This window comes from Ensifer sp. YR511, from assembly GCF_900103045.1.
Taxonomy (GTDB): domain Bacteria; phylum Pseudomonadota; class Alphaproteobacteria; order Rhizobiales; family Rhizobiaceae; genus Ensifer; species Ensifer adhaerens.
Genome location: NZ_FNGR01000035.1, coordinates 51,065 through 62,676, shown reverse-complemented (window position 1 = coordinate 62,676; position 11,612 = coordinate 51,065). Strand labels below are relative to the sequence as shown.

At 58.0% G+C, this 11,612-nt stretch carries 3 protein-coding genes and 1 pseudogene; all 4 read left to right on the top strand.

Going from position 1 to position 11,612, the window contains the following annotated elements; all coding sequences use genetic code 11:
- Positions 1 to 1,143, top strand: a pseudogene (locus BLU15_RS32895) (IS66 family transposase); the annotation flags it as partial.
- Complete coding sequence (locus tag BLU15_RS32890; RefSeq protein WP_090301182.1) at positions 1,140 to 1,703, top strand: UPF0149 family protein; 564 nt, start codon at positions 1,140 to 1,142, stop codon at positions 1,701 to 1,703. The pseudogene BLU15_RS32895 and the gene BLU15_RS32890, both read left to right, overlap by 4 nt.
- 1,009 nt (positions 1,704 to 2,712) lie before the next feature.
- Positions 2,713 to 5,919, top strand: coding sequence for a hypothetical protein (locus tag BLU15_RS39215; RefSeq protein WP_143034315.1), 3,207 nt, complete (start codon positions 2,713 to 2,715; stop codon positions 5,917 to 5,919).
- On the top strand, positions 5,870 to 11,530 hold the full coding sequence (locus tag BLU15_RS32875; protein ID WP_090301175.1) for a hypothetical protein: 5,661 nt from the start codon (positions 5,870 to 5,872) through the stop codon (positions 11,528 to 11,530). The genes BLU15_RS39215 and BLU15_RS32875 overlap by 50 nt, the downstream gene beginning before the upstream one ends.
- Positions 11,531 to 11,612 lie beyond the last annotated feature (82 nt).

Genomic DNA, 11,612 nt, shown 5'->3' with positions numbered 1-11,612 from the left:
CGGCCGCGCTATGCATGCCGGGCCTGCGAGAGCGTCATGGTCCAGGCTTCGGCGCCGGCGCGCGTAATGGATGGCGGCATGGTGACCACCGCATTTGCCGCCCATGTCGCCGTTTCGAAGTTCGCCTGGCATTTGCCGCTGCATCGCCAGGCGCAGATGCTTGCCTCCTGCGGCGTCATCATCGATCGCGGCACGCTCGGCGCCTGGGTGACGCGGGTCGCCTGGTGGCTTGAGCTTCTCTATGATGCGCTGCTAGCATTTATCCGCTCCCAGCCGAGGGTATTTTGCGATGAGACCCCGCTGCCGCGGCTTGATCCAGGGCGCAAACGAACCAAGGTCTGTCAGTTGTGGGCTCAGGCGGTCGATGACCGACCGTGGAATGGTCCGGCGCCGCCCGCGGTCGCCTATACTTTTGCCGAAAGCCGCAGCGCTCGCGAGATCGAGGGGCAATTGTCGTCGTTTGCCGGCGTACTTCAGGTCGATGGCTACCAAGCCTATAAAACTTTGGCCAAGCGCCGTGGGAAGAGCAATGTCGCCCCGATGCGACTGGCCTTCTGCCTTGCCCATGCCCGACGCAAGTTCGTCGAAGTCGTCAAGCTGACTGGTTCTTCGGAGGCGCTGTCGATCCTGGCCAGGATCGCCGAGGTCTATCGTATCGAGGCGAAACTGCGCGGCGAAAGTGCTGATACCCGGTTGGTGGTACGGCGTCGCGAGGCAGCGCCCGTCATGAGCGAACTGAAGGCCCAACTCACGGAACTGAGCCAATAGGTGTCGTCAAAATCGGCGTTGGGCAAGGCTGTCTCCTACACGCTCAATCACTGGAGCGGACTGGCAGCCTTCCTGGAGGATGGACGGATCGAAGTGGACTCCAATGTGGTCGAGCGTTCGATGAAATCGGTGGCTCTGACGAGGAAGAATTCGTTGTTCGTGGGCAACGAACGCGGTGGCAAGACCTTCGCGGTCCTGGCATCGCTCGTCAACACAGCAAAGCTCAATAGTGTGGACCCCGAGGTCTGGCTTGCCGATGTGCTGGAACGCATCATCTCCGGCAAGGTGACCGCGAACCAGATGGACACACTCTTTCCATGGGCCTGGAAGGCCGACCGCGAGAGCATTGCAGGTCAGGAGCAACGGGCGGCATGACACAGAACAACCAACAGACAACGGCACGACCGAAGCTCGATGACGAGGCGTTCGAAGCCTTCATCAGGGCACGTCGTCCGGTGTCGCCGATCTGGTCGATGAGCGGTCTCGATGGCTATCTCACGGCTCTTATCATCGGCCCGAAGTTTATCGACCCACGTCAGTGGATCCCGGAGCTGACTGGCCCGGAGGCCCTGAACCTGCCGATGGAAACAACCGAGCATCGGGCCGTGCAAACCATCGTTGCGGAATACAACCGGATATCGGCAAGCCTCGCCGAAACGCCGAAAGACCACCGGCCCAGGTTCACCAGGCTCGATGATCAAACCTTTGATCCCTTCGATTGGGACCTCTGCTTTTTGTTGGGAACAGGATACGCGCCGAGGCTTTGGCAGCCGGTTCTTCGAGGTCATGCCGTCACTGGCGACATCATCGCGCCCATCCGCAAGCTCGGCGAGACAAAACGGCAAGCGACCCGCCAGGATGCTGCTGAGGTCGCCGAAGCACTCGCCAGTATACGAACCTATTTTATGCCGAAGCGGGCAAAGCAGAAGTTCTGAGAAAAATCGCTATTGCCGTTCCGTCAACGCCGAAAGCAGTGGGCTGTTCGTCGCGCTCACGAAGAACTTATCGCCCGCATCAAAGCAAAATCTCCGCGGTAGCAATCGGCCGGTTACGATGGAAACACATTTATGGTTGTTGCGCGTATGTTCACCCTTTAGGCCAAGCAGATCGCATAATGTATCGACTGGGACGTAGGCGTTTTAGCATAACGTTTGCGGGGACCCAGCGGACGTCTCAATAAGTATGAAGAAAAGATTTAATTCGCCCCTCTTATGCCTCGGAAATTGTAGTTTCCCCTATTGCAACTTATGACATTTTAGCAATATTGCGCGCTGCGGTAGCGCTTCGACCGGACTGTTCCTGCATACAATCTGATGATATCGGCCCAACGCGATGAATGATGAAAAAGAAACAGACGTTTTTAGTAAAGCCGCCCAAGAGCATGCGACCCAGCGCCTGGAAGCGGAAAAAATTATTAAGAAAATAGTTCTGGTTGTATTGGGGGCGATTTCCACATCGTTCATAATATACGCGTTTAAAGATCAATTCTCAGATCAAACTGTCTGCGAGTTTGTTTCGAGAAGATGGCTTACATATTTGTGGCCACCCAATGGATGGGTAGAGAATAGCCTGAATTTAACGGCTTATTCATATAGGCAGAAGTGTGAATTCATTGCTATGCGATCGATTATGAGTGCAATCATGGTCGCGTTCATCATATTGTTGCTTTGTTCACGATTCTTCAAGCCAGTAAATTACCACATAGGTGGGAGTATTCTGCCTTTTATTTTGATTTTTGGGTTTGGAGCCTACGCATCATTTGACCCGATGTCCGATACATACTCTAAATTCAAGATGTCAATTTCTTCTAGTGTTGAAGTTAATTTGATTAAGAGTGGAGTATACATCTACGGCGTGTATCTATGCGTTTCGGTAATGCTGTGTAAGATCTCTTTCCGTAAAAATTAGTATCAATTTGTACCTTACGTCGCTGGGGGGATAATAATGAAAACCAAAGAAGAACTGCAAACCTTTTCGGATGGACTTAATAACAACCTTCTATTTCATGAGGGCGTGGTTGGTGCCTACATGATATGGTCGGCCGGAGACGATGTTCCGTTAGCCGAAAAGCTTCTTGGATTTTCAACTCGCTTATTCGCGGTAACCGGCTTTGTTGCATCGATTGGTACCGGTTACATGATGGAAGGCGGATACGGCGCTGTAAAGGGATCCATAACCGCGAGTGCTGGCCTCCTTGCAGGATTGGCCACGGGAGCGTGGGCCTCCAGCGTAATGACCGGCCCATTCGGTATGATGGCCGGGGTAGGCTTGGGGATGCTCGCCGGCATGGCGGCAGGCAACGTTACGGGCAGCTTCATTGATTCTATTTACAAGGATGGGATCGGTGGTCCTTCGCTTCAGCCGGTGGGGCGTTCATCCGCTCGCGCCGCGGGCGACCTTGGGCTGACGCTTCGCGGATATGAAACCAATACCCTCGATGTGCTTGGCGAAATGGGCACCTTCCAATCGTTTGCACCTTCGCCCACTGTTCAAGGGTCGAGACCTCAGCAACCCTGGACCGCGGGTGGTCATTGGTTCGATTTAGATTTCGATTTATCTGACCCCTACAGCAAGCCGGGTGGGCCGTACTTTGGAGGCCATATCCATAGCGGATACACAGGTCCTCGTACTGGTTACGATACGCCTTCAGAAAAGATAAGACCCGTCGACCGCCTCGCTTTGCCAACGACCCCGCTTGACGTGCAGACAGCGGAACCGACAAGCACCCCCCCGCAACCTTCAATGGTTGAGCCATACATTCTTGATCCGACGACGGTTCCATTGCCGAACCCGCCGGTCCAGCCCTATATGCTTGATCCCATTCGACCGATGGCGATCGACCCGGCGGCGCCTCTGGTAGCACAGCTCGGTCCGCTTGGGAGTTTTTCACCCGTTGATTTGAGGCCCAATCTTGTCGTAGCAACACCGCGGCCCGATCAGCTTGGCACCGGCAGCACCGGCGGAGGAGGAGGCAACCCTGCGCGGGGTGGCACCAGTGTCGGAGGATCTGGTGGATCGACCAGCGAGGACCGCAACGATCGTGGAAGTAACGGCTACGGGGCTGGCAACTACGGCGGCGCGTCGAACTCGGGCAGCAAGGGTTCGGGTAGCCTGGGATCTTCTTCTGCGCGGGGCGGGGGATCTTCGTCCGGCGAGTACTCCCGAACACCTTCGGAAGGACCCACACCGAACGCGCGACCTGATCGGTCATTCCCAGGCAAGGACAAGGATGATCGCGACGTCGGCCGGACCCCCACTTCACGGCCGGAGCGGTCGTTTCCCGGAAAGGACAAGGATGACCGCGACTTTGGGCGCGTCAGCAGTGAAACGTACTCGGCTTCCGGATCTGGGCGCGGAAGTGCAGCTACGGGCGCCGGCTCAAGCACGCGGACCCGCACTGATTTCAGGGAGCCACCAACACGAGGAGGAGGGTGGGTCGGAGCTCCAGTTATTATGGACCTTACGGGAAACGGTCTGGACATTACCCCCCTGGGATCTTCTTCGAAATTCGTTGAAACGAACGGCGACGGTTACGAGCGTCGTACCGCCTGGGCCGGCGACGGCAACGGTGTCCTGGTCATAGACCTCGGCGGCGACGGCAAGATCACCGAAGAAAAGGAGTTCGCCTTTGCCCAGTGGGATCCAAGCGCGAGCGGCGATTTGGCGGCGCTGAAGAGCGTCTTCGACACCAACGGCAACGGCAAACTCGACGCTGGCGATGCGCGCTGGAACGAATTCAAGGTGATGGTCGGCGACCAGCTGGTGTCGCTCGCCTCGCTTGGGATCGCTTCGATCGATCTGACCCCAACCGGGACGGGGCGCGTCTTCAGTGACGGTTCGGCGATTACCGGCACGACCACCTTCACGCGGACCGACGGCACGACGGGCGCTGTCGGCGACGCTGTGCTCGCTGGGGACGCGACGGGCTACATCATCAAGCGCAGTTCCGTCACCAATGCGGATGGCTCCACGACGACCGACATCTCCGGTTTCACGAAGGCGGGCGCCGTCGTGTTCCGGGAGCTCGTGACGATCAGTGCCGACGGATTGAGCACGACGACGCGGTATGATGACGACGGCAACGGTACATTCGACCGAAGCCAGACCTCGATCCTCACAATCGGGGCGGATGGCACGCGAACCAGAGCGGTTTCCGATTACCGGGCAGATGGATCTCTTTCCGGCCGCACGACGACGATTACCGCGAGCGATAAGCGGACAGTCACCACGCTGTCCGACGATGATGGTGACGGTATCACGGACGAACGACAGGTGTTCGCTGCGAATGCCGATGGTTCCACGTCGACGACCGTCGAAGTACTGAGCGCGAGCGGTGCCATTCTGAAACGTGCCGTGATCGCGGCGTCTGCAGACGGTCTCACGAAAGTCACCAACACCGACTCCACAGGCGCTGGCACGTTCGACCTGGTTCGAACCGAAGTGACGGTGATCGGTGCGGACGGTAACCGTACCAAAACCATCACCTCAACAGCTGCTGACGGCACGGTGCTGGCGAGAAGCGTCGAGGCGATCTCGGCGAATGGACGTGCTCAGTCGATTGACCTCGATCACGCCGGCAATGGCCGGTTTGACGAGCGCCGGTCTGTTGCCACCGACTTGGCCGCGGATGGTGCGGTTACGACGACCGCGCATGTTCGCAACGAGGATGGGTCGCTGAGATCGAAGACGATCACCACTAACAGCGCGAGCGGCCTTTCGAAGGTCGTCTCGGCTGATCTGACCGGCGATGATGTCATCGACAGGGTTTCGAGCAATGTGACCAGCGTTGCCGCCGACGGCACCTGGACAGAAACGATCGAGGAGCGGAGCGGCGACGGATCGCTGCTCTCGCGGCGGGTAACGACCAAGAGTGCTGACCGAACCAACACTACGATTTCCGATGATAAGGATGGTGACGGCTCAGCCGATGAGACCGCAACGATTGCCGTTGCGCCCGATGGTTCAGCGACAACGACGATAACAACGCTGGCGCCTAATGGCGGCGTTGTCACCAGAACGTCGAAGGCAGTCTCAGCCGACGGTCTGTCGGGCGGGTACCAGTCTGACTGCGCGCTCGACGGCTACGACTTCGGCCACTGGTTTGTCGACAACGACAGCCACGGATCTCGACGGCGACGGTGTCGTCGATGACACGACGGTCCAGTGGAAGGCGTTCAATGCCGATGGCTCCACCTATATGGCGGTCGAAAAGCGCGCCGGGAACGGCACGCTTGTTGCCAGGACCGAGACGAACACGAGTGCGAACGGCAAACTGACAAGCCAGTCGATTGACCAGGACGGCAATGGCGTCAGTGACTGGTGGATTGAAGACAAGATCAATGACAACGGCGAACAGGTCCATTCGGTCACCGAGCAAGGCGCAGTCGGAGCCGCGTTGAGCGCTAGTGTCACGATTGTCTCAGCGAACCGGCTGATGACAACGAAGACCTTCGATTTTAACGGCGACGGTACCGCCGATCTGCACAGAAGGGTCGAGACGACGATCGAAGCCGATGGTTCGACCATCGTCATGGATGGCGAATTCAATGGCAATTGGACCCTGCGCGGCGGCACGAGAACAACGACGAGCGCAAATGGACTGACCAAGCAGATTGTCTACGCCGATGGCAACTATGCGACGCTTCGAGCCTACGCGGAGACAACCACCATCAACCAGGACGGATCGACCAGCAACGATCGTCTGTTCTTCAACGCCGATTGGTCACGGGAAAGCTACGCGGGTACATGGACGAGCGCCGACAAGCGGACCACGACAACTACCAGAGATATGGACGGAGACCTGGTCGCAGACCAGTTCGTTTTGACGCAACTCCAGAATGATGGCACGACACATCAGGTCTTCTCCGACTACGGTGCTGACGGTCAGACCGTCGTGCGCCAGACGGTGGTCGACACCAGTGGCAACGGCCTGTCGAAATCTACGACTTTCGATTTCGACGGCAACGGCGTTGTCGATGCGCAGGTGATGAAGAGCACCGCGTTCGCTGCTGATGGCACCAGGACCGTCACCACTGACTATAGCAGCCGCGAGAACGGCGCCTTGGTCCTGAAAGGACGCGAACTCGCCTCGGTCAGCGGAAACGGCCTCACCGAAAGTCTGCAGTGGGACGACACCGGCAACGGTACCTTCACGCGTCGCCAAGACAAGGTGACTGTGCTCAATGCTGACGGTTCGCGGACCACGACCGACCAGCGGTTTGAGAACGGCCAGAGATCCCGCAGCCTGACGACGTCTGCTTCCGCCAATGGCCTCGTCGGCTCCAGGCAACTTGACGCTGATGGCGATGGAACGGTTGATCAACGGCAGATCGATACCAAGGTTCTGAACGCGGACCGGACCCTCATGCACACGGTTGCGTCCACCGGGTTAAATGCCGCCGTGCTTTCGACAGTGACGACGACGACCAGCGCTGACGGCAAGACCGTCACGGTCCAGGATATCTCGGGCATCGACGGGGTTGCGTCGCGCACGACGGTCTCCGTATTGCGAGAACGCGCCGATGGTGGCTCGGTCAAGATCGATAACGTCCGTGATGCGGCCAACCAGTTATTCGAAAGGGTCACGACGACCATTTCCGACGATAAGCGGCTCGTGCAGATCGACCGGGACACCAACGGCGATGGCCAACTGGATCAAAGCGAGCAGATCACGACCACCGTCGACGGCCGCCGGGTCTCCATAGTGACAAGCTTCGCCAACGGTTCGATGGCGAGCCGAATGACGACGACGGAAGCTGCCGATGGCCTATCGTTGGTGAGCGAGCTTGATAGGAATGCTGACGGGACTGCTGAAACACGCAAGGTCCAGCAGAACGCATTGTTTGCCGATGGAAGCCGGGAAATCATTGTTGCTGAGACCGATCTGAGGTCAGGCAAGCTACGCTCGAAGACTACCAAGATCACGAGCGCCGATGGCAAAACCTACACTGAAACCAGTGACGTCGACGGGGACGGTGTGCTCGACCAAACCGTACGGGAAACCGTCCTCGCCTCTGGTACTCGACAAACCTCTGTCACCAACAATGTCGGAGCGCGGAAACAGGATCAAAAGGCGAACAACGAAACCTACTGGAATGACAAGGTTCCTGCGGCTACACAGACGACGACGTCGCCCGACGGCCAAGCCAAAACCACATCGCTTGATGTCGATGGTGATGGTCGTTTCGAAGTCTCGATGGAATCCAAAACCCGCATTGATGGCAGCGTCGTAACCACCGTCGTCGAAACCAATGCTGACGGCAGCGTGAAATCACGCGGCCTTTATGAAGTAAGTCATGATGGGATCGTGAACGTCTTCAGGAGGGATGGAAATAACGACGGCTCCTTCGAATTTGTTGAAACGACGACCCGGTTGAGCAGTGGTGGGACAGAACGAACATCGGTCACCAGGGACAACGCCGGCGCGATCACCAAGAGCGGGCGGGCCAGTGTCGATTCCTTCGGCAATATTGTCCATAGCAAGACCACGGATGGTGCCGGGCGGACGCTGGACGAACAGGTCCGGGCAGCAAACGGAACGTCAACGCGCACGACCTATGTCGCAGAGAGCGGCGCGGTCCGCATGACCGAAGTGCTCGATGCGTTGAACGTGGTTCGCGGTGTCACACATCTTGACCCGGCCAATGCCGAAACCTGGTCACGGATCGAACAGACGTTTGATGAAGCTGGCGTCAAGACATTCGAGAAGCAGTTCCTCGATGACGGCACGACGGCGGACCTCTACTATCGCGCCAGCGATGATCTGATCTATGAATCCCGCACCTTTGCTGGCAACGGTGCGTTGACGTCCACAACGCTCTACGATGCCCAGGGCCGGCGAACGAGCACGGTACTTGTTGACTCGTTGACTGAGCATCCCTGGACACGGGTCGAGCAGACGTTCGACACCGCAGGCGTGAAAACGCTCGAGAAGCAGTTCCTCGACGACAACACCACGGCGGAACTGCTCTATCGGGCGGCTGACGGGCTGATCTACGAGTCCCAGACCTTTGCCGCCAACGGCGCATTGACTTCGAGAACGCTTTACGATGCGCAAGGCAGGAAGACGGGCACGGTCCTCCATGACCCGTTAAACATACAGACATGGGTACGTGTCGAGCAGACGTTTAATGCAGCGGGCGTCAAGACATTGGAGAAGCAGTTCTTCGACAATGGCACCCGTTCGGAACTTCTATACCGCGCACTGGGCGGGGTCATTGAGGAATCCCAGAGCTTTGCCGCTGATGGCAACATGCTGTCCAGAACCTACTATGACGTCGCGGGCAAGCAGACGAGCGCCATCCTCTATGACCCTTCGAACCAGAACCCTTGGGTGCGAGTCGAGCAGGCCTTCGACGTGGCAGGCGTCAAAACGCTTGAGAAGCAATTCATGGACGATGGAACCCGCACCGAGTTCTCCTACCGGTCGCCGGGTGGGGTGGTTCAGGAAGCCCGCAACTACGCGGCCAACGGCGGCCTGCTATCGACGACGACGTACGACACAGCCGGCAAGAGAACGAGTGCTGTCGTCTACGACGCACTCAACCAGAACGGCTGGTTGCGCGTTGAACAGACATTCGATGCTGGGGACGTGAAAACCCTAGAGAAACAATTCCAGGACAACGGGACCAGAACCGACTTCTATTATCGCTCCCCCGGCGGTCAACTCTATGAAGCTCAGGTGTTCTCCACGGCAGGGGTGCTGACGAGCAGAACCGAGTATGATGCGCTCGCCAATCAGGCCTGGAGCCGGCGGGAACACCTCGTCGACGCGCAGGGGCGGATCACGCAGACAGCGACCTTTAACGACAATGGCTCAAGGACTGTCGAACTCTTTGACCCCTCGAATGCCCAGCCCTGGTCGCAAGTTACCCAAGTGTTCAACACCGCAGGTGCCCAGGAATCGCAAGTCAGCCGATGGGACGATGGCTCGACGGAAACAACGACGTTCAACGTCTATAACAATCAGCCGTGGTCACGCCTTGTCCAGGCCAGAAACGCTGGAGGTGCGCTCGCAACTGAAGCTGCCTATCAGGCCAACAACTCGCGTCTCGTGAAACACTGGGACGTCAACAACAATCAGACCTGGTCCTATATCGAACAGCAGGTCAACGGCGCGAACGCCACTGAATGGCAGATGAACCGATGGGACGATGGGTCCAGTGAGACGACGCGGTTCAACGTTTACAACAACCAGCCTTGGGCGCGGCTCGTCGAAGCCCGAAACGCTGGTGGCGCGCTTATGTCCGAAGCCGCCTATCAGGGAGACAACTCGCGCTTCGTGAAGCATTGGGACGCAAGCAACAACCAAGCCTGGTCGTACATAGAGCAACGCGTCAACGGCGCCAATGCTGTCGAGTGGCAAATGAACCGCTGGGATGACGGCTCGACAGAGACGACAACCTACAATGTCGCGAACAATCAGCCCTGGGCACGGTTCGTGCAAGCGAGGAACGCTGGCGGAGCGCTGACTTCAGAAACCGCGTTCTTCAGCAACAACACCCGTCATTCCAAGTTCTGGGATCCGAGCAATGGCCAGCCCTGGTCGTACCTGGAGCAATATATCGATGCTGCCGGACAGGTGACGGCCCAGTTCCAGAAGCGGGATGACGGCTCGGTCGAGGAGCTCAGCTTTAACGGGCAAGGCACAGCCCGCCAGATGGCAACCTTCGATGCGAACTACTATCTCGCCATGAACCCGGACATCGCCAACGGCTGGCATGCGCCGGCAATCGAGCACTACAACCAGTTCGGCTGGAAGGAAGGGCGTCGGCCAAACGCCTGGTTTGACGGCAACTATTATCTGCAGCAGAACGCGGACATTCGAAATGGTGGCCTCAATCCGTTCGAACATTGGCGGGCTAATGGCTATGCCGAAGGGCGCGCGCCGCATGCCGGCTACCAGCGTTTTGATGGACGGGCTCAGTCGGATCTGGCGGGCCTCAACGAACCGTTGTTTGCCGATCTGCAGCTCGCGCGAATTCGAGAAATGCGCCGCTACGCAGCGGACCAATTGAGCTGGTGGCTTCCGTACGACAAGGATCGCGGCAGGCTGGAGGTTGGTATCCAGAACACATTGTACCAGGTTACAAACGGCAGCGACCGGACTGTCCTAAGTATGTACCCGCAATATGTCGCCAACCGATTTGGCCTGATGAATAGACCGGTGGTGCTTGACCTCGACGGCGACAATCACATTGATCTACGGATTTTCTCGCCGGCTGAATTCGAAGCCGGCAATGGCCCACGGTTCGATTGGGACGGCGACGGTGTCTCTGACGGGACCGGCTGGATTGGCCCGAATGATGGATGGTTGGCGATTGACCTTGCCTCCGACGGAAGCTCCGGTGCGGATGGTCTCATCGACCAGGCCAAGGAACTCGCGTTCACCATGTGGAAGACCTACGATGAGCTTGCCGAAGAACAGGCCGAACTCAGCGATCTTGAGGCCCTGCGTCTGGTGTTCGACACGAACGGCAACAATCAACTGGACGCGGGTGATGCCCGTTGGAGCGAGTTCCGCATTTGGCGAGACGCCAACCAAAACGGGGCTACCGATGCAGGCGAACTGCGGACGCTGGCTGAGGCCGACGTTAGCCTGATCGAGCTTGTGCCCTCGACGGCGGGCGCGCGCCAATTTGCAGACGGCTCCGCTATTACCGGGACCAGCAGCTACCTGAAAGGTGACGGAACACGGACACTCGTTGGCGACGTCAAAGTCTTGTCTCGACCCTCTCGGTTCGAGACACCAGTTGCCTATTAGGGCCATTCGTTGCTGAAGCGAGGCCCCCGGACGGCTGAAGTCCCCGAGGGCCTCGCTATCAATCTCCTCTCAAGAAAATTGA

What these genes read in the sequence shown, in the direction of transcription:
- BLU15_RS32890 (WP_090301182.1), top strand. Translation starts at nt 1,140, where the DNA reads ATGACACAGAACAACCAACAGACAACGGCACGACCGAAGCTCGATGAC.
- BLU15_RS39215 (WP_143034315.1), top strand. Translation starts at nt 2,713, where the DNA reads ATGAAAACCAAAGAAGAACTGCAAACCTTTTCGGATGGACTTAATAAC.